19 protein-coding genes and 1 tRNA gene are annotated in these 18,604 nt (G+C 61.4%); 9 read left to right on the top strand and 11 right to left on the bottom strand.

Annotated elements, in window-relative coordinates:
* Positions 1–689: 689 nt before the first annotated feature.
* A tRNA-Trp gene (locus J3456_RS06540) sits at positions 690–765 on the bottom strand.
* A 143-nt stretch (positions 766–908) separates the two neighbouring features.
* On the opposite strand from J3456_RS06540, the gene J3456_RS06545 reads away from it, so the two are divergent.
* Complete coding sequence (locus J3456_RS06545; protein WP_349579439.1) at positions 909–1,406, top strand: DUF892 family protein; 498 nt, start codon at positions 909–911, stop codon at positions 1,404–1,406.
* Between the two features lie 161 nt (positions 1,407–1,567).
* On the opposite strand, the gene tuf is transcribed toward J3456_RS06545, so the two are convergent.
* Positions 1,568–2,743, bottom strand: a complete 1,176-nt coding sequence (gene tuf / locus J3456_RS06550) for an elongation factor Tu (protein WP_067622157.1) — start codon at positions 2,741–2,743, stop codon at positions 1,568–1,570.
* Between the two features lie 162 nt (positions 2,744–2,905).
* Positions 2,906–3,484: a hypothetical protein gene (locus tag J3456_RS06555; protein ID WP_349579440.1), complete on the bottom strand. Its 579-nt coding sequence runs from the start codon at positions 3,482–3,484 to the stop codon at positions 2,906–2,908.
* Positions 3,485–3,609: 125 nt separating this feature from the next.
* Between J3456_RS06555 and J3456_RS06560 the strand changes: the two genes are divergently transcribed.
* The gene (locus tag J3456_RS06560) at positions 3,610–4,968 is read left to right on the top strand and encodes a cytochrome P450 (RefSeq protein WP_349579441.1); all 1,359 of its coding nucleotides are present in this window, start codon (positions 3,610–3,612) and stop codon (positions 4,966–4,968) included.
* A 25-nt stretch (positions 4,969–4,993) separates the two neighbouring features.
* Here the strand turns inward: J3456_RS06560 and J3456_RS06565 are convergent, their stop codons facing one another.
* Entirely contained in the window at positions 4,994–7,435 is a 2,442-nt protein-coding gene (locus J3456_RS06565; protein WP_317390172.1) for a DNA topoisomerase IV subunit A, read from the bottom strand.
* 224 nt (positions 7,436–7,659) lie between these two features.
* On the opposite strand from J3456_RS06565, the gene J3456_RS06570 reads away from it, so the two are divergent.
* From J3456_RS06570 to J3456_RS06595, 6 genes are all read left to right on the top strand, one after another.
* Entirely contained in the window at positions 7,660–8,355 is a 696-nt protein-coding gene (locus tag J3456_RS06570) for an SH3 domain-containing protein (RefSeq protein ID WP_349579442.1), read from the top strand.
* Between the two features lie 57 nt (positions 8,356–8,412).
* Positions 8,413–9,246: an SDR family NAD(P)-dependent oxidoreductase gene (locus tag J3456_RS06575; protein WP_349579444.1), complete on the top strand. Its 834-nt coding sequence runs from the start codon at positions 8,413–8,415 to the stop codon at positions 9,244–9,246.
* 57 nt (positions 9,247–9,303) lie between these two features.
* Positions 9,304–9,510 (top strand): twin transmembrane helix small protein, encoded by a 207-nt coding sequence (locus tag J3456_RS06580; RefSeq protein WP_174860550.1) that lies wholly within the window; start codon positions 9,304–9,306, stop codon positions 9,508–9,510.
* The gene (locus tag J3456_RS06585) at positions 9,510–10,085 is read left to right on the top strand and encodes a cob(I)yrinic acid a,c-diamide adenosyltransferase (RefSeq protein ID WP_349579445.1); all 576 of its coding nucleotides are present in this window, start codon (positions 9,510–9,512) and stop codon (positions 10,083–10,085) included. Before J3456_RS06580 ends, J3456_RS06585 begins: the two co-directional genes overlap by 1 nt.
* Positions 10,086–10,246: 161 nt before the next feature.
* Entirely contained in the window at positions 10,247–11,005 is a 759-nt protein-coding gene (locus J3456_RS06590) for an electron transfer flavoprotein subunit beta/FixA family protein (RefSeq protein WP_349579446.1), read from the top strand.
* On the top strand, positions 11,005–11,931 hold the full coding sequence (locus tag J3456_RS06595) for an electron transfer flavoprotein subunit alpha/FixB family protein (RefSeq protein ID WP_349579447.1): 927 nt from the start codon (positions 11,005–11,007) through the stop codon (positions 11,929–11,931). The genes J3456_RS06590 and J3456_RS06595 overlap by 1 nt, the downstream gene beginning before the upstream one ends.
* A 76-nt stretch (positions 11,932–12,007) precedes the next feature.
* Here the strand turns inward: J3456_RS06595 and J3456_RS06600 are convergent, their stop codons facing one another.
* Complete coding sequence (locus J3456_RS06600) at positions 12,008–12,841, bottom strand: DUF6473 family protein (RefSeq protein WP_349579448.1); 834 nt, start codon at positions 12,839–12,841, stop codon at positions 12,008–12,010.
* Between the two features lie 157 nt (positions 12,842–12,998).
* On the opposite strand from J3456_RS06600, the gene J3456_RS06605 reads away from it, so the two are divergent.
* Entirely contained in the window at positions 12,999–13,874 is an 876-nt protein-coding gene (locus J3456_RS06605; RefSeq protein WP_349579450.1) for a 3-hydroxybutyryl-CoA dehydrogenase, read from the top strand.
* A 76-nt stretch (positions 13,875–13,950) separates the two neighbouring features.
* On the opposite strand, the gene J3456_RS06610 is transcribed toward J3456_RS06605, so the two are convergent.
* Genes J3456_RS06610 through J3456_RS06635 form a run of 6 tightly spaced genes read right to left on the bottom strand, consistent with a single transcriptional unit; the run spans position 13,951 to position 18,585 of the window.
* Positions 13,951–14,835, bottom strand: a complete 885-nt coding sequence (locus J3456_RS06610) for a lysophospholipid acyltransferase family protein (RefSeq protein WP_349579451.1) — start codon at positions 14,833–14,835, stop codon at positions 13,951–13,953.
* 34 nt (positions 14,836–14,869) lie between these two features.
* Positions 14,870–15,139 (bottom strand): HPr family phosphocarrier protein, encoded by a 270-nt coding sequence (locus J3456_RS06615; protein ID WP_067623964.1) that lies wholly within the window; start codon positions 15,137–15,139, stop codon positions 14,870–14,872.
* A gap of 16 nt (positions 15,140–15,155) precedes the next feature.
* Positions 15,156–15,548: a PTS sugar transporter subunit IIA gene (locus J3456_RS06620; RefSeq protein WP_120351889.1), complete on the bottom strand. Its 393-nt coding sequence runs from the start codon at positions 15,546–15,548 to the stop codon at positions 15,156–15,158.
* Entirely contained in the window at positions 15,545–16,450 is a 906-nt protein-coding gene (gene rapZ, locus J3456_RS06625) for an RNase adapter RapZ (RefSeq protein WP_349579452.1), read from the bottom strand. The genes J3456_RS06620 and rapZ overlap by 4 nt, the downstream gene beginning before the upstream one ends.
* Positions 16,447–16,875 carry an HPr kinase/phosphorylase gene (locus tag J3456_RS06630; protein ID WP_349579453.1) on the bottom strand — a complete coding sequence of 143 codons (429 nt, stop codon included), beginning with the start codon at positions 16,873–16,875 and terminating at the stop codon, positions 16,447–16,449. The genes rapZ and J3456_RS06630 overlap by 4 nt, the downstream gene beginning before the upstream one ends.
* A gap of 21 nt (positions 16,876–16,896) precedes the next feature.
* Positions 16,897–18,585, bottom strand: coding sequence for a sensor N-terminal transmembrane domain-containing protein (locus J3456_RS06635; protein WP_349579454.1), 1,689 nt, complete (start codon positions 18,583–18,585; stop codon positions 16,897–16,899).
* Positions 18,586–18,604: the final 19 nt, after the last annotated feature.

Here is an 18,604-nt window from a genome sequence, read left to right on the forward strand (position 1 = left end):
GTGAAGCTGACACTCTATCATCGACCGAAGCCTAAGAGCGCGATATACAGACGTTGATCCATCGAATGAACCAAACCGCCCACATATCTCTTCAGATATCAAATTTTCAAACAGCGTTGAGACAAAAAAACTGAGATGCGCCCTATAACCTTGGCGCGCCCCGCCCTAATACCTCGAATTCTTATCCGCTTTCCGAACCGAACCTAGCGTCTCCGCTCCCGTCCGCCCCGTCTGGCGCCCCGTCGCTGCATCTCTGCGCCGCCGGTAGAGGGGGTTCTAAGGTGAGTGAGCGAAACCCGCAAGCAGAAAGTTGAGAAAAGTGAGGGCTTCGGGGAACCTTTCAGCAAGTCGCTGAAATTGCCTGCTATTTCGGCACTTTGAAGCAACCCACTGGCTCACCGGAAGGCCAGAAGCTGGAGTATTCGAGACCTGTTGCGGCTGAGGTGGAGTGAATCGCCCTTAATCCCAGGAAGGTCGGAGTCGGATTCCCAGTGAATCGGGGCGCCAATGCAAAAGCCTACTTGGCGGTTCCGTTCGAACGGCGGGGTACAGTTCTGAAGTGTAGGAAATGCGACGACTCACGACAGCCCTTCAGGCGGCAAATCCCACGCCGATGAGACACCAAGCGGCGAAAACAAACCAACCGCCCCGCTAGAAGCGCGGGTCACCATTACAAATTTGAAGAGATGTGGCAGGGGCTGAGGGACTCGAACCCACGACCCTCGGTTTTGGAGACCGATGCTCTACCAACTGAGCTAAACCCCTATGCCGGGGGTTTGGGTAGTCGCAAACGGGCGGCGGATCAAGAGCAGATCTGACCTTTCCGGCAATATTCCTTTCTTTGGGGAACATTGCACGGCCAGCTTACGTTTTCTCGTCGAACCAAGCCCGAAATTGGAGGACGACCGATGACTATGAACAATCTCAAAGATGTCTACACCGACCAACTGCAAGACCTCTACTCTGCCTGTAAGCAGTCGCTTGAAGCGACCAACGCACTGGGCCGCGCGGCCGAGGACAAGGAACTGTCGGAAGCGCTGATCGATGGCAGCAACGGAATCGCCAAGGGGATGGATGTGCTGAAGTCCATCTGCGCGAAACACGACCTCGACCCCGACGCTGAGCACTGCCACGGCATGGAGGGTCTTGTGAAAGAGGCGCATAAACATGTGCTGGAAGAAGACTTCGGCGACAACGATGCCCGCGATGCGATGATCATCACGCAGTACCAGCGCATGGTGCATTATGCATTGGCCGGATATGGCTGCGTTGTGGCCTTCGCAAATCGCTTGGACGAGGATGAAGACGGCGCGCAGCTGCAAGAGCAGCTTGATCACACCTATGACGGCGACCGCCGCATGACTGAGATTGCGACCAAGGGCGGTGTAAACGCAGACGCCGCGTAATTGCCATAGATATGAATGCGAAAGGCCGGCTCTTATAGGAGCCGGCCTTTTTTCGTTTCAAGGGCCGCAGGTGCCCCCTCCCCCACAAAAGCAAAAGGCCGCAGCAAACGCTGCGGCCTTTCAAATCTCTCAGACGTCAGGCCCGAAGGCCCCGCCCAAAATCACTCAGTGATTTTGGAAACAACGCCAGCGCCAACAGTACGGCCACCTTCGCGGATCGCGAAGCGCAGACCGTTTTCCATGGCGATCGGTGCGATCAGCTCAACGCCGAAGGACACGTTGTCGCCGGGCATGACCATCTCGGTGCCTTCTGCCAGCTGAACGGTGCCGGTCACGTCAGTTGTACGGAAGTAGAACTGCGGACGGTAGTTCGCGAAGAACGGCGTGTGACGGCCACCTTCCTCTTTGGTGAGGATGTAGGCTTCGGCTTCGAACTTGGTGTGCGGGTTCACGGAACCGGGCTTGCAGAGAACCTGGCCGCGCTCAACGCCGTCACGCTCAACGCCACGCAGCAGCGCGCCGATGTTGTCGCCAGCTTCACCACGGTCCAGCAGCTTGCGGAACATTTCCACACCGGTGCAGGTGGTTTTCTTGGTGTCGCGGATGCCGACGATTTCGATTTCGTCGCCAACGTTGATCACGCCACGCTCAACACGGCCGGTCACAACGGTACCACGGCCAGAGATCGAGAACACGTCTTCGACGGGCATCAGGAACGGCTGGTCAACAGCACGCTCTGGTGTCGGGATGTAGTTGTCGACTTCTTCCATCAGCTTGCGGATCGCGTTCTCGCCGATGTTTTCGTCACGGCCTTCCATCGCCGCCAGAGCGGAACCGGGCACAACGGGGATGTCGTCGCCGGGGTAGTCGTAGGAAGACAGCAGCTCGCGGATTTCCATCTCAACCAGCTCAAGCAGCTCTTCGTCGTCCACTTGGTCGACTTTGTTCATGAAGACGACCATGGCGGGGATGCCAACCTGACGGCCGAGCAGGATGTGCTCACGCGTCTGGGGCATCGGGCCGTCGGCCGCGTTCACAACCAAGATCGCGCCGTCCATCTGAGCGGCACCGGTGATCATGTTTTTGACATAGTCAGCGTGGCCGGGGCAGTCGACGTGGGCGTAGTGACGTGCTTCGGTTTCATACTCAACGTGCGCGGTCGAGATGGTGATGCCGCGGGCCTTTTCTTCGGGCGCGCCGTCGATCTGGTCATACGCTTGGAAGTCACCGAAGTATTTGGTGATCGCCGCGGTCAGCGTGGTTTTACCGTGGTCAACGTGGCCGATTGTGCCGATGTTGACGTGTGGCTTGTTACGTTCAAACTTTGCCTTTGCCATGGTGGCGCCCTTTTAATTGAGGGGCCCCAACGGGGACCCGAACCCTATCTGGCGGGCGATGTATTGGGTTCGGGCGGTAAAATCAAGCGTGACTTGCGTCTTGGGGCCACTTAAAGCCCATCGGGGCCATGCGGCAGCGGTTCGGCGCGCCTTGATGGGGGGTTATTTATCCTCCGGCTCCCCGGCAGGCGACGATGCCACACCACCACTGAACCAACCCTCTTCGCGGTTTTGCTTGACCAGATAGGTCTCGATCGACTTTGCCGCGTTCTGGCTGAGGTTCTTGAGCTGCTCTTCGGCGGATTTGGTATAGCCGGAGCCAACAACCGGACCCTGATCGAGGGATTCGAAAACGGTGATCTGATGCGGCTCGGGGTTCAGCTTCATGTTCTTCGCGTCATCCCAGACCGTGAGATTAAGGATCAGGATCGACTTCGGGGCAAAGACCAGCGGGATGCCCGGCTGCGCCAGCACGTAGCCTTCGACGCTGATGCCGAAGTGATAGAGGCGTTCCCCGTCATAACGGTCAAAGCGTTCGGCGGTGGCGGCGCGCACGGCCTCGGCCAGTTCTTCTTTGCTGACCTCGCGGCTCAGCGGCCCCTTCTGCGCTTTGGGCGCCACCACGATATTGTGGTGCAGGTTGAAGTTCCCCAGCGGGGTCGGCGCTTTGTCGAGGTCGGAGGCCCCGTTGCAGGCGGCCAGCGTCGCGACGAAGGTCAACAGGGCGAGAACTCGGAGCATGGGCAATCCTTCGGGGCGTTAAGATTTCGAAAAGGGGTAGCCGATGGCCGGGAGGGGCGCAATCATTTGCCGCAGTTGCGCGCCTGCCGGTCCGGTCTATCTTGGATATGAGTGAGGACAGCATCATGACCCAACCATCCCCCCTGCCCGTGCGCGTACCGCTGGTGACCGAACCTGTGGGAATGCTCGGCAGTTTGCAGATGGCCCGGCGCAACGTGCTGAGCATCATCCCCAAGATCGCAACCACCCAGCCCATGGTTTCGGGCAAGACCGGCAAGCGCTGGCATATGCTGATGGATCCGGGTGCAATCCGGGAAATCCTGCTCGACCGGCTGGAGGACTACCCGAAGTCCGATGTCACCAAGAACCTGCTGCGCCCGGCCATCGGGGAATCGCTCTTCATTGCAGAGGGCGCGCATTGGCGCTGGCAGCGTCGGGCGGCGGCCCCTGTCTTTTCGCAGCGCAACGTGCGCAACCTCGCCCCGGTGATGAGCGCCGCCGCTGACCGCTCGGCCAAGCGAATCGCCGCTGCTGGGCCGCGCGCGGTCAACATGCTCGATGAGATGGTGACGACGACTTTCGAGGTGATCGGCGACGTGACCTTCTCAGGCGATGGCACCTTTGACCGCGACAAGGTGCATGGCGCCATCGACGACTATATCGCTGAGGCGGGTAAGATCAGCCTCTTCGATATCCTCGGCCTGCCCGATTGGCTGCCACGTCCGGGGCGGATGATGTCCGGCCAGGCGCTGAAGCAGATGAAGGCGATGGCCGACCAGGCGATCGAAGCGCGGGTGGCGCGCGGCCATAACGGCACGCCCGATCTGCTGGACCTGCTGCTGGAGGGCGAGGACCCCAAGACCAAGCGTCAGATGAACACCGGAGAGCTGCGCGACAACCTTCTGACCTTCATCGTCGCGGGGCATGAGACAACGGCACTGACGCTGGCTTGGTCGATGTACCTCATGGGGTTCGACCCCGCGATGCAGGCGCGCGCCCGCGCCGAGGTGCGCGATGTACTGCAAGGACGTCCCTGCACTGGCGACGATGTGGACAAGCTGCCCTTGGTGCGGATGATCATCGACGAGGCGCTGCGGCTCTACCCCGCCGCCGGGATTATTTCGCGCACGGCGCAAAAGCACGACAGGCTCTGCGACCGCGAAATCCGCCCCGGCGACACGGTGATGATCCCGATCTACGCGCTAGGCCGCAATGAACTGCTTTGGGACGATCCCGATGTTTTCCGGCCCGAGCGCTTCGCCGACCGCAAGGCGATCGACCGCTATGCCTATCTGCCCTTCGGGGACGGACCGCGCATCTGCATTGGGGCGAGCTTTGCGTTGCAGGAGGCGGTGATCATCCTCGCCACCCTGCTGGGGCGGTTCAAGTTCACGCCTGTGCCGGGCAAGGACCCGGAGCCGGTGATGATCCTGACCCTGCGCCCCGAGGGCGGCGTCTGGATGACCGCCGAGCCGCTGGACTGACCGCGCCCCGAAAGGCGCGGCTGTTTCACGTGAACTTGTTGTCGCGCGGGAAGCCGCGGGGGGCCATGCGACCCGAACTTGCGCGCTTGCCGGTCCATTCGGCCAGATCGGCCTCGGTACGTGTCCGGCCCGCCGGGTCTTGCCAGCTAAGGCCCGCTTCCCGCGTGAAGGTCGTGGCGTCCGACAGGCCGCCATCCTTGTACTTCTGCAGGCGCACGCCCTTGCCCCGGCCCATCTCGGGCAATTCATCAAGGCCAAAGACCAGCACCTTGCGGTTCTCGCCCACGGTGGCAACGCTATCCCCCGACACCGGATGACAGACCAGCGCCGAGACGCCTTCGCCACGCACGTTGAGCACCTGTTTGCCGCTGCGGGTCTGGGCCACGACGTCATCCTCGGGCACCACGAAACCATCGCCTGCCGTCGAGGCAACCAACAGCTTGCGCCCCGGCTGGTGGATAAAGAGTGACACGATCTGCACTTCGTTGGGCAGATCAACCATCAGACGCAAAGGCTCGCCCATGCCGCGCCCGCCGGGCAGGTTGGCGGCGGAAACGGTGTAGAAACGCCCGTTCGAACCGAAGACCAGTAACCGGTCCGTTGTTTCGGCGTGGAAGATAAAGCGCGGGCCGTCGCCGTCTTTGAACTTCAACTCGCGGTTCAGGTCGATATGGCCAGTCATGGCGCGGATCCAGCCCATCTGGCTGCAGACCACGGTGATCGGCTCACGGTCGATCATCGCCTCAATCGGGACATCCTCAACCTCTCCGGCGGTGTCGAATTCGGTCAGGCGCTGGCCGCGCTTGACGCCGTCGATCACCCAGTCCTTGCCGAACTGCTTTTTCGTCGCGCGCAGTTGGTCAGCGATAGTGGACCATTGCAGGTCGTCGCTCTCCAGCAGGTCTTCGAGCCCCGCGCGTTCGGTCATCAGCGTGTCACGCTCTTTCACCAGCGCGTCTTCTTCCAAGCGCCGCAAGGACCGCAGGCGCATATTGAGGATCGCCTCGGCCTGCACATCCGACAGGCCATTCTCGCGGCCTGCATAGCTGTGCGGGATGGCGCGGGTGTCACCGCTCTCAGTCAGTACGCCGGTGGCTTCGGCCTCGGCATCCGCGATTACCGCCAGTTTCGACACATCGACCCCCGCCAAGGGCGAGACATAGGCGGATTCGTCCATCGCGCGGCTCAGCGTATCCTGATGCGCGCGGCTCCAATCCTCGTACATCAAGGCGGCTTTGGGGTCGTCGTCGTAGCGGATGATCTCTATCACCCGGTCAAGGTTCAGGAAGGCCGTGATCAAGCCCTGCAGCACCTCAAGCCGGTGGTCGATCTTGTCCATCCGGTGCCGCGAGCGGCGTTGCAGCACCTCGCGCCGGTGGTCGAGGAAAGCGCGCAACACTTCCTTGAGCGAGCAGACCTTGGGCGTTTGGCCATCGATCAACACGTTCATGTTGAGCGAGAAGCGCACCTCAAGGTCCGAGTTGCGGAACAGCATCCCCATCAGCACGTTCGGATCGACGTTCTTCGAGCGCGGCTCGATGATCATGCGGATGTCTTCGGCGGATTCGTCGCGGACATCGGCAAGAATCGGGATCTTCTTGGTCTGGATCAGTTCGGCGATCTTTTCGATCAGCTTGGATTTCTGAACCTGATAGGGAATTTCGGTAACGACAATCTGCCAAGCGCCCCGGCCAAGGTCCTCAACTTCCCAACGACAACGCAGCCGGAAGGAGCCGCGGCCCGTGCGATAGGCATTGGCGATATTCTCAGGCGGCTCGACGATCACGCCACCGGTGGGGAAATCCGGGCCGGGGACGTAGTTCAGTAACGTCTCGTCGCGGGCGTCGGGTGTCTTGATCAGATGAATACAGGCGTCACACAGCTCGGCAATGTTATGCGGCGGGATGTTCGTGGCCATGCCCACGGCGATGCCCGAAGAGCCATTGGCCAGCAGATTCGGGAACTGCGCGGGCAGCACCACCGGTTCGGTCAGCGTGCCGTCGTAATTCTCGCGGAAATCGACGGCGTTCTCGTTCAGCCCTTCCAGCATGGCTTCGGCCACGGCGGTCATCCGCGCCTCGGTATAGCGCGAGGCCGCCGGGTTATCGCCGTCGATGTTGCCAAAGTTGCCCTGCCCGTCGACCAGCGGATAGCGCACGTTGAAATCCTGCGCCAGACGCGCCATCGCGTCATAGATCGCGGCATCGCCATGCGGGTGATAGTTCCCCATCACGTCGCCCGAAATCTTCGCTGATTTGCGGAAGCCGCCCGTTGAAGACAGCCGCAACTCGCGCATGGCATAAAGGATGCGGCGGTGCACCGGTTTCAACCCATCGCGCGCATCGGGCAGCGCCCGGTGCATGATCGTGCTCAAGGCATAGGTCAGATACCGCTCTCCCAAGGCGCGGCGCAGCGGCTCGGACAGGTCATTCGGGTCGAGTTCTGGGGGTGTGCTTATGTCTGACATGACGGGTCTTTTAGCCAAGCACGGCAGAGCGGGCAAGCGACAGATTGCCCGCTGTTTGCCCGCAGTCGACTCAGAAAAAAAGATCGCCAACACGGTTTCAAGTGAGAAAAAAGCAATACTTTCCGGATATGCGAATTCTTGCCAATCGGAATTGAACCATTCGCGAAGTTTCGCGTTGGTCTCTCAACAGCAACATGGTTTGACACGGGACAAGGAACAGCAAAATGAAACGGTTCATCTTTTTGACATTTGGTTTCATGGGCTGGGCATTCTACGAGATGAGCGGCGGGGCGGATTTCGTGCCTGCAGGCCCGCAGATGGCCAGCTCTGAGACGGCAGCATCGGCGCTGATCGCCAGCGCAGAAGCCGGCACAACCTCGTCCAACCTTGTCACGGCCGCCGCGGCAAATGCAGCCCGCAAGGCCGAAAGCCCCATCACCCCCTTCGCCGAGCGCGCCCCGGCACGGGATGTGACTACGACCCGCGTGGCGCTGAACCTTACGACCCTCAGCGACTTGCCGCAGGCCAATGACGCGATGGTGCAAAAAGCCGTGGCCACCCCCGCGGACCGCGCTGGCGCGAAAGTCGTCAAAGCCGTCAGCACCAGTGCCCCCAAAGTAGAAAAAGCCGCCTATTCCACCACCAACGCCAATGCGCCTGTCGTCATTCCAAGCCTGATCAGCGCCACCGACAACGGCACGACCTATGTCAGCACCACCCAGGCCGACATCCGCAAAGTGAATGGCACCCGCGTCAATGTCCGCGGTGGGCCGGGCACCAATTTCGGTGTGGTCGGCAAACTGGGCAAAGGTGACGCCGTTGAGGTGGTCGAAGACAACGGTGCCGGTTGGGTGCGCTTTCGCAGCGTCGACGGCACGGCATCCGGCTGGATGGCGGACTTCCTGCTCAACAACGGCTAACTTGCCAATCTTACAGCATCGCGCGATGAAGGGCCTTTCAAACGAAGGGCCCTTTGCATGTCTGCGACCCGTTCTATCCTGATCACCGGTTGTTCCAGCGGCATCGGCTATGCCGCCGCCCATGGCATGCGCGCCCGCGGCTGGCGCGTCTTTGCCGCCTGCCGCCAACAGGCGGATTGCGACCGGCTGAGCGCCGAAGGGTTCGACGCGCCCCGTCTCGATTATACCGATGAGGCCAGCATCCAAACGGCCCTCGCCCAAGTATTGGATCAAACCGGCGGCAACTTGGATGCTGTCTTTAACAACGGCGCCCACGCCACGCCCGGACTGGTCGAAGACCTTCCCACCGATGCGCTGCGCGAGATATTCGAGGCGAATTTCTTTGGCTGGCACAGCCTGACCCGCGCGGTGATCCCGGTGATGCGCAATCAAGGGCATGGGCGGATCGTGCAATGTTCTTCGGTGCTTGGCATGGTGGCGATGCCCTGGCGCGGGGCGTATAACTCCACGAAATTCGCGCTGGAGGGGCTGACCGATACCCTGCGGCTTGAAATGCGCGGCACGGGGGTCGAGCTGATCCTGATCGAACCCGGCCCCGTCACCTCAAAGCTGCGGACCAAGGCGATCCCGCGCTTCGAGCGTTGGATCGACTGGAAAAACAGCCCCCGCGCGGCGGAGTATGAGGCCACCATGCGCCCCCGACTTTATGACGATAGAGGCAAAAAGGACCGTTTCGAACTTCCGCCCGAGGCGGTGGTCGAAAAACTGGCCCATGCCGTCGAATCCCCCCGGCCCCGCCCGCGCTATTTCGTCACAACCCCAACCCATATCGCCGGTGTTTTGCGGCGTATCCTGCCGACGCGGGCGCTGGACTGGGTCACCAGCCGCTGATTTTGGTTGCGCGACTGCCCCGCGCCGCTACATCTCGGGGCAACGAAAGGACAGCCCATGCCAAATGATCCGTTTTTCGTGATCGTCCTACTTGCCGTCGTGGCGGTCGCCGTCGTGCTCCTGATGGGGCTGGGCGGCTTTGCCACGGGGGGCAAATTCAACAAACGCAACGCCAACAAGCTGATGCGCTGGCGGATCATCGCGCAGTTCATCGCCGTGCTGCTGATCCTTGCCTATGTCTATTTCCGAGGGGGCACGATCTGATGGTTGTACTGAACAAGATTTACACCCGCACCGGGGACAAGGGCACGACTGCGCTTGGCAATGGCGACCGTGTCGCCAAACATGACGCGCGGGTCGAGGCCTATGGCACCTCGGATGAGTTGAACTGCTTTGTCGGCGTTGCCCGGCTCGAAGCTACCGGCGCCACGGACGAAGCACTGGCCCGCATCCAGAACGACCTTTTTGATCTGGGCGCCGATCTTTGCCGCCCCGATATGGAGGCCGACCGCGATGCGGAGTACCCGCCCCTGCGGGTCACGCAAGAACAGGTCGCCCGGCTTGAACGCGAGATCGACGTGATGAACACCGAGTTGGAGCCGCTGCGGAGCTTCATCCTGCCCGGTGGCCGCGCGCTGGCCGCACATCTGCATGTCTGCCGCACTGTGGCGCGCCGCGCCGAACGGCTGGCGGTTTTGCTGTCAGAGCAAACGGCGATCAACCCGGCCTGTGTCACCTATCTGAACCGTCTCAGCGACTGGTTCTTCGTCGCCGCCCGTATGGCCAATAACGCGGGCAAGGAAGACGTGCTATGGGTGCCAGGCGCGAACCGCGCATAAAATAGCGCTAACAGACGAAAATCGGGGAAAACGCCGCGTTCAAAACTACCGACCTGCCGATTTTGGCCTGTTTTGATCCGATCCGCTTCGTTACACCCGTGTGGAGAATTAGGGAGACCGGGCCACCAGCCCGCGTCGCAAACTGAGGAGAGAGACCGCTCATGAAGGTATTGGTGCCTGTCAAACGCGTGATCGACTATAACGTGAAAGTTCGTGTCAAAGCGGACGGATCGGGTGTTGATCTTGCCAATGTGAAAATGTCGATGAACCCCTTCGACGAAATCGCCGTTGAACAAGCGATTCGTCTGAAAGAAGCCGGTCAGGCTGAAGAGGTCGTTGCTGTCTCCATCGGTGTGAAGCAAGCGCAGGAAACGCTGCGTACCGCGCTCGCCATGGGTGCAGACCGCGCGATTCTTGTTGTGGCGTCGGACGATGTCCACAAGGACATCGAGCCGCTGGCCGTGGCAAAGATCCTCAAAGCCATCGTCGACGAAGAGCAGCCGGGCCTCGTGCTCTGCGGCAAACAGGCGATCGACAATGACATGAACGCCACCGGGCAGATGCTCTCGGCGTTGATGGGCTGGTCGCAAGCGACATTCGCCTCGGAAATCGCCATCGAAGGCGACAAAGCGAAAGTCACCCGCGAAGTCGACGGCGGCCTGCAGACCATCGAAGTCTCCATGCCCTCAGTCGTCACCGTGGACCTGCGCCTGAACGAGCCGCGCTATGCTTCGCTGCCGAACATCATGAAGGCCAAGAAAAAGCCGCTGGATGAAAAGACCGCCGAAGACTACGGCGTCGATGTCTCCAACCGCTTGGAAATCGTTAAAACCGTTGAGCCTGCCGAACGTGCCGCTGGCATCAAGGTCGGTTCGGTTGACGAGCTTGTGGCGAAACTCAAAGAAGCGGGGGCTGTGTAATGGCTGTTCTTCTGATTGCAGAGATTTCCGACGGCGAACTGTCGATGGACGCAACCGCCAAGGCGGTATCCGCGGCCAAGAAACTGGGCGACGTGACCATTCTGGCGGCGGGCAGCTCTGCCGCGGCGGCAGGCGAAGCGGCGGCCAAGATCGATGGCGTCTCCAAGGTGCTGGTCGCCGAAGACGAGATGCTGGGCCACCGTTTGGCCGAAGCCACCGCAGCGCTGATCGTGTCGCTGGCTGGTGACTACGACCACATCGTTGCCCCTGCCACCACGGATGCCAAGAACATCATGCCCCGCGTCGCGGCCCTGCTTGATGTCATGGTGATTTCGGATGCTTCGGGCGTTGTCGACGCCGACACATTCGAGCGCCCGATCTATGCGGGCAACGCCGTACAAACCGTGAAGTCGAACGACGCGAAGAAAGTCATCACCTTCCGCACATCGACTTTCGATGCCGCGGGTGAAGGCGGCTCTGCTTCGGTCGAGACCATCTCGGCTGCCGACAACCCCGGCCTGTCCACATGGGTCGAAGACAAAGTCGCCGAATCCGATCGCCCCGAGCTGACAAGCGCAGGCGTGGTGGTTTCCGGTGGTCGTGGTGTCGGGTCCGAAGAGGACTTCGCCCTGATCGAAAAACTGGCCGACAAACTTGGCGCGGCTGTTGGCGCCTCGCGCGCGGCGGTCGATTCGGGCTATGCGCCGAACGATTGGCAGGTTGGTCAGACCGGCAAAGTTGTGGCTCCTGACCTCTATATCGCGGTCGGCATCTCCGGTGCGATCCAGCACCTTGCGGGGATGAAGGACTCCAAGATCATCGTCGCGATCAACAAAGACGAAGAATCGCCGATCTTCCAAGTCGCCGACTTCGGGCTCGTAGCCGACCTCTTCGACGCGGTGCCTGAACTGATCGAAAAGCTGTAAAGTTCTTCACGTGAAACACCAAAGGCCCGCCGTTCTCGGCGGGCCTTTTTCGTCGCGTGCGCCTGTATCGTGAGCGTCAGGACATGCTTTGCAGCGCATCGGTCAGGGCGGCGGCAGCATTGGCATGAGCCATCGGGCCCAGCATTTCCGACGCGGCCTGCGCCTCGAATTCGCTGACCACCATGCCAGCGGTCGGCCCGGCAAAGGGGTCTTTGGGAGAGACGACCTCAATCTTGGCCGTGGCATGTAGGGCCACCGCGTCCAACATTTCGCGTGTCACGAACAGCGGATCATGGCCCAACTCCCCGACCGGCTGCTCTGCCTCCGCGACCGGCGGGCGGTCGGCCAACCAAAGCAAAAGCGTGCGCCCCTGTATCTGCCCCAGCATCAAACGCATGCGTGCCAGCCAGGCTTGCTGAAGCTCTGCGCGCACCGCCTCAAACCGCTCAGGCGAGACTTGCATGAGGTGGGTCAGCATATGGCGGTTGAAGTGGAACTGGGAAAAATCGACCTCGCGGTAGATCGTCTGCAACAGCGCGGAGGCCCCGACAAACCGGTCGTTCCGGCGCCGGTGGACCGAATAGAAACGGTTGGTCATGTTCTGCGCGCCCATGACCTGAACCACCGTCACATCCGCCTGCGAAGCGGCCTGCGCGACGAAAGGATCATGCGCAAAGGCGTCGATCCCCGCGTTGGGGAAACCGAAATTCACGCAGGTCTTGCCGATCTCGGCTTCGACCCGCGCGGGAAACGGCTCCTCAATGAATTTGCCATAGGTCTCCGTCCCGCCGAGAAAGGCGATATAGGGCGCCTCCAGCCTGCGGCGGGGGCCGCGAAACATCAGCTTTGAGGTGCCATAGCGGCATGGCAAATAGTCCAGAGGCGCTAGCCCCGCTGCGTCATAGGTCATTGAACCCACCTTTGTTGTTCACCCAAAGCCAGATTGCACGGTAGGGCCTGCGATTCTGTTAACGGGCGAAATTGCCGTGAGTTTTCGTAAACAGCTGCCCTTGCGGCACCCCCGCCACGCGCCCTATTGTGCGCCGAACTCAAGCAAAGGACAGGCCATGGACATCCAGAAAATCGGTATCGTTGGAGCAGGGCAAATGGGCAACGGGATCGCCCATGTCATGGCGCTGGCGGGCTACGACGTGCTGCTGAACGATGTCAGCGCCGATGCGCTGGCCAAAGCGATGAAAACCGTGACCGGCAATATGGACCGTCAAGTCAGCCGCGAGAAGATCACCGCCGCCGAGCGCGACGCCGCCATGGCGCGTATCACCACGACCCAGACGCTGAGCGATCTGGGCCAGAGCGATCTGGTGATCGAAGCCGCGACTGAGCGGGAGACGGTGAAACAGGCGATTTTCGAAGACCTGATCCCGCATCTGAAACCGACGACGATCCTGACCTCGAACACCTCGTCGATCTCGATCACCCGTCTGGCCAGCCGCACGGACCGCCCCGAGAAATTCATGGGTTTCCACTTCATGAACCCTGTGCCGGTGATGCAATTGGTCGAACTGATCCGCGGCATCGCCACGGATAAGGAGACCTATGACGCCTGCAAGGCCGTGGTGGACCGCCTGGGAAAAACCGCCGCCTCGGCCGAGGATTTCCCAGCCTTTATCGTGAACCGCATCCTGATGCCGATGATCAACGAGGCGGTCTATACGCTTTACGAAGGAGTCGGCAATGTCGAGTCGATCGACAGTTCGATGAAGCTGGGGGCCAACCATCCCATGGGGCCGCTGGAGCTTGCGGATTTTATCGGTCTGGACACCTGCCTTGCCATTATGAACGTCCTGCACGACGGGCTGGCGGATACGAAATACCGCCCCTGCCCGCTGCTGACCAAATATGTCGAAGCCGGCTGGCTGGGCCGCAAAACAAAGCGTGGTTTCTATGATTACCGGGGCGAAACACCGGTACCGACGCGCTAAGCCGCAGGGTGTTGGGGGCCCTGCCCCATCGCGCCAAAGGCGCGATTCCCCCGCGGTATTTTCAAAAGGATGAAGATCAGTTGGTCAGCGCTAGGGTGTGGGCGCGGAGCCAAGCCATGAAGCCGCGCGGGTCGTCCGCCCAGCGGTCGATCTCTTCTTTGGCAAGCGGATGGCCGACGATGGGGCCTTGGGGTTTGTCGCAGGCGTGGGCGATTTCGTGTAGCAACAACCCTTGGCGCAGCATCGGGCTGAGCTTGTTTGCGATCTGATAGGCGCGGCTGTTCTGGCCGGGAAAGCGCATCGGGACCACCTGCGCACCAGAGCGGCGGATCATCTTGGCGGTGAAAACGTTCCATTCCGCTTCGACCGCGGGGCCCCACCAGCTTTCCGATGCGGCAACGACGCCGGAGGGGAACAGCGCCACAACGCCGCCGTCTTTGAGGTGGGCCATGGCTTTGGCGCGCATTTCAACGCCTTTGCGCTGCGCATCCGGGTCGTGTGGGAAAGGCACCGGGATCATGTAGCTGCCGGCCACTTCGTCGATAGACGTGAGCAGCGACCGGGTGAGGATACGGTAGTCGGGGCGCACACGACCGATGAGATCAGCGAAAATCATGCCGTCGACCATGCCGTGGGGGTGGTTCGCCACGACCACGACCGGCCCTTCTTTGGGGATGCGGTCAAGCTGCTCTTGCGGGGTGGAGAGATCGATGCCCATCGTGTCGAGTGCGGCGCGCCAGAAGGCTTGGCCCGAGGGGGTGCCGCGCTGCTCAAACTTGCGGATCAGGCGCAGGATTTTGAGCTTGCCTGTGAAAAGCTCCATCGCGGAGATCACACGCGCCTTCCATGGGTCATCGAAGGTCGAGGCATAAGACAGGCTGCGGCGGTCGTATTTGGTGAAGGTCACCGTGCCGTCACCTGTCTGGGCCGATTTGGCCGCCTGCTTTTGCGCGTCATCCATAGGGTCGGAGGATCCTTTTTCCCGCCCGGCGGGCCTAGTACCCTTCGCCGAACTTATCCGCCACGAGGGCGGTCAAAGCATCGGCCAAGGCATCGGCGTCGGGCCCGGAAGTTTGGACATCAATCGAGGTGCCGCGGGACGCGCCGAGCATCAAGAGCCCCATGATACTGTCGCCCGAGGCAGACATGCCATCTTTGCTGACTTCGGCACGGGCATCAAAAGCCTCGACCACTTCGACCAATTTGGCGGAGGCGCGCGCGTGCAGGCCTTTTTCGTTTACGATCTTTAAAGAGAATTCGGGCATGACGTACTGGGGCCTTCTAACCTGCGCTGACATTCTGGCTGTCGATATACTTCTTACCAGCTTCGAGTGCGGCACGCACGGCATCGGGCACATCCATATGCCGCGATTTGGCGAGTTTAATCAGCATTGGCAGGTTCGCGCCGTAGATGATGCGGCGGTTTTCCGGGCGGCACGCCAAGAGGCTGAGGTTTGAGGGTGATCCGCCGAAAAGGTCGGTGACGACCACGACGCCGGCGCCTTGATCCACCGCATCGGCAGCGGTGCAGATTTCGCGCTCTTTATCGGCGCGGTCGTGGTCGGCCTCGATCGCGATGGCGCGGACACCGAATTGGGATCCCACGACATGTTCGATGGCGGCAAGATACTCTTGCGCCAGCCCCCCATGTGCGACGATGACGATCCCGATCACGGCTTGTTTTCCTCACGATGCTGACGGTCCAGCTCACGGTGCCTAATTGACACCTGCCAGCCCTGCTCTGCAAGGCGCAAAGCGTGACCTTCGGCCATAGCAACGGAGCGGTGTTGCCCGCCCGTGCAGCCAAATGCGATGGAGATATGCGATTTGCCCTCTTCGCGGTAAGCGGGCAGCAACAGCAGGCTAAGGTCGAGCACCTTATCGGCGAAATCTGTGTAGCGCTTATCGCCTGCCACATGGGCCGCGACAGCCGCATCCCGCCCGTCGCCACTGCGCAATTCGGGCACCCAATAGGGGTTTCTAAGGAAACGGCAGTCATGCACCACATCGACGCCGCGCGGCAGGCCGCGTTTGTAGGAAAAGCTCTGCACCGAGACCGTGAGGTGGCGCTGGCCGCCGGGGGCGAACCACTGCTCCACCTCGGCGCGCAGCTCGTGGACGTTGAGCGTTGTCGTGTCGATCAACACATCGGCGCGGGCGCGGATCGGGTGTAGCAGCTCTTGCTCGCGGGTGATGCCGTCAACGGGGCGGTCGGCGGGGGCCAGCGGGTGGCGGCGGCGGGTTTCGGAAAATCGCTGCAACAACACATCGGGAGCACAGTCGAGATAAAGCAGCTCTGCGCTCCACCCCTGCTCAGCCGACAGGCGGCCCATCAGTTCAAGTACACCTTCGGTTGAGAAGTCGCGGTTGCGCGCGTCGATGCCCAAGGCCACCGATTGCGCATCACCGGGCCGGTCAAGCAGCGCGGGCAGCAGACGCAGCGGCAGATTGTCAATCGCCTCAAAGCCAGCATCCTCCAGCACGTTGAGCGCAGAGGACCGCCCGGCGCCCGAAGGGCCGGTGACAAGGACCAACCGCCGAGTGGCGGGGTCTGTTGATGAGGTCTGACTGATCAATTCGGTTCTTTCACACCCGCTATATACAGATGAATTGCTGCCGCAAAATGAGCGCTATCGCATTTGTGAAAACAGGGCAACGTGACACCCTGTATCAGATGACTGTGGCGCTCTGGAAGGCGCTGGTGTTCGGTATGGGCCAGATCGACGACAAGACCCAATGGCACGGGGCCGTGATCTTCGACCCGCAGAATGCCCACGTAGCGCGCTTCGATCAGGCCGCGGATCGTGCCAGGAACGCTGGCGATCACCTGCTCGCCATGGCGGGTGACATCGGTTCGGTCATCTGCCACGAGCTTGGCGCCGAGGGCAATCAGCTGCAAGGCTAGGGCCGATTTGCCCGCGCCGGAGGGGCCGAGGATCAACACTCCACGCCCGTTGATCGCGACGCAGCTGGCGTGGAGGTTTTCGCGCTCGACTGTCATATCAGGCCCCGTGCCCGTGTTTTATGTAGGCAGCCCCACGACAAAACGCGCGCCGAGCGGTTCGGAGGTGATGTCAGCTTCGGTTGGGCGAATGTTCTCAGCCCAGATCACGCCGCCGTGGGCTTCGACGATCTGTTTCGAGATCGCGAGTCCGAGGCCGGAGTTATTGCCGAAATGCTCTTCCGGGCGCTGCGAATAGAAGCGTTTGAAAATCTTGCCAAGCGCCTGTTCAGGGATGCCGGGGCCGGTGTCCTCGACCACGATTAGCACGCGGTTGGCACGCTTGCGCGCCCAGACCCGGATCGCATCGCCATCTTCGCAAAAAGAGATCGCGTTGGTGATGAGGTTCACAAAAACTTGCGCCAAGCGAGCCTCAAGCCCATGTACGGTGATCGGCGCGGCAGGCAGATCGGTGATAAAGTCGATGCCCTTGGATTTCGCGTCCTCGCCCAGATATTGGCCTAGATTGCCCAGCATTTGCAGCAGGTCGAAGGGCTCTTCCTCTTCCTTGACCAGTTCGGAATCAAGCCGCGAGGCGTTCGAGATATCGCTGACCAGCCGGTCGAGGCGGCGCACGTCATGCTCAATCACATCCAGCAGCTTCTCGCGTTGGTCGTCGCGTTTGACCATGCGCAGGGTGCCAACAGCAGACCGCAGAGAGGCGAGCGGGTTTTTGATCTCATGGGCCACATCGGCGGCGAATTGTTCGTTGCCGTCGATCCGGTTGTATAGCGCCGAGACCATCCCGCGCAGGGCGCCTGACAGGCGGCCGATCTCGTCGGGGCGCGCGGTCAGGTCGGGGATGCGAATGCGGCCGGGGTTCATCTTGCGCGCATCCTTGTCGCGGCCCAGTTCGGCGGCAGTGGACAGTTCGGCCAGCGGGTTGGCAATGGTGGAGGCCAGCACGAGGCTGAGCCCGATAGAGACCAGTGTGGCGATGACGAACATCTGCAATACGCGCTCACGTTCGCTGCGCACAAGGCGGTCAATCTCTCCCGCCGCGCTGGCCACGGCGACCACGCCGACGGGGGTGTCGCCCTGCATGATGGGGGTCACAACGCTGAACAGCGTCCCGCCTTCGATGCCAAGCGTGCCTTCCAGTCGGGTGCCGCCGGTCACGCTGGTGCCGACCATGCCGCGCAGCTGTTCTTCGAGCGGTGGGGTGGCGGTGACCTCATCCGTGCCGAAGGGGGCCGAGACCCGCTCCCAAAGCCAGTTCAACCCGTCGTTCAACAGTGTCCGCTCGCCCGCTTCGGAAGCGGCGAGCGCTTCGGCAACAGTCAGGCTGCCAGCGGTGCGGGCCACCAGCGTTTCCGCCGGGTCATAGACGAAGACTTCGATGCCGCCGCGCAGGTCCAGCCCCTCAAGCGTGGCGGCCACATCGACACCGTCGCCGGTGGTCAGGTTCACAGGCGCCCCTGTGGGAAGCTGCGCTTCGATCACATCGGCGATCAGCTCAGTCTCGGACACCAGCGCCGCGGCGCGTTGCAGCGCCAGACTGTCGCGCGAGGAATTGAGGTAAAGGATCCCCGCCACCAAAACGCTGAGCGCGATCAGATTAAAGGTAATGATCTTGCGTGTCAGCGGCGAGGAGCGGAGCGAAAACAGCCCCCGCCGTTCGCGCTTGACCCGAATTTCATCCGGCGCGGCACTGTCAGGGGTGACCCAATCGTCCCCCAGTACAACATCACCGTCTCTGCCAGCAGTCATGTCCCGCACAAGCTTCCTT

The sequence above is a fragment of the Sulfitobacter sp. NFXS29 genome (assembly GCF_040148765.1).
Classification (GTDB): domain Bacteria; phylum Pseudomonadota; class Alphaproteobacteria; order Rhodobacterales; family Rhodobacteraceae; genus Sulfitobacter.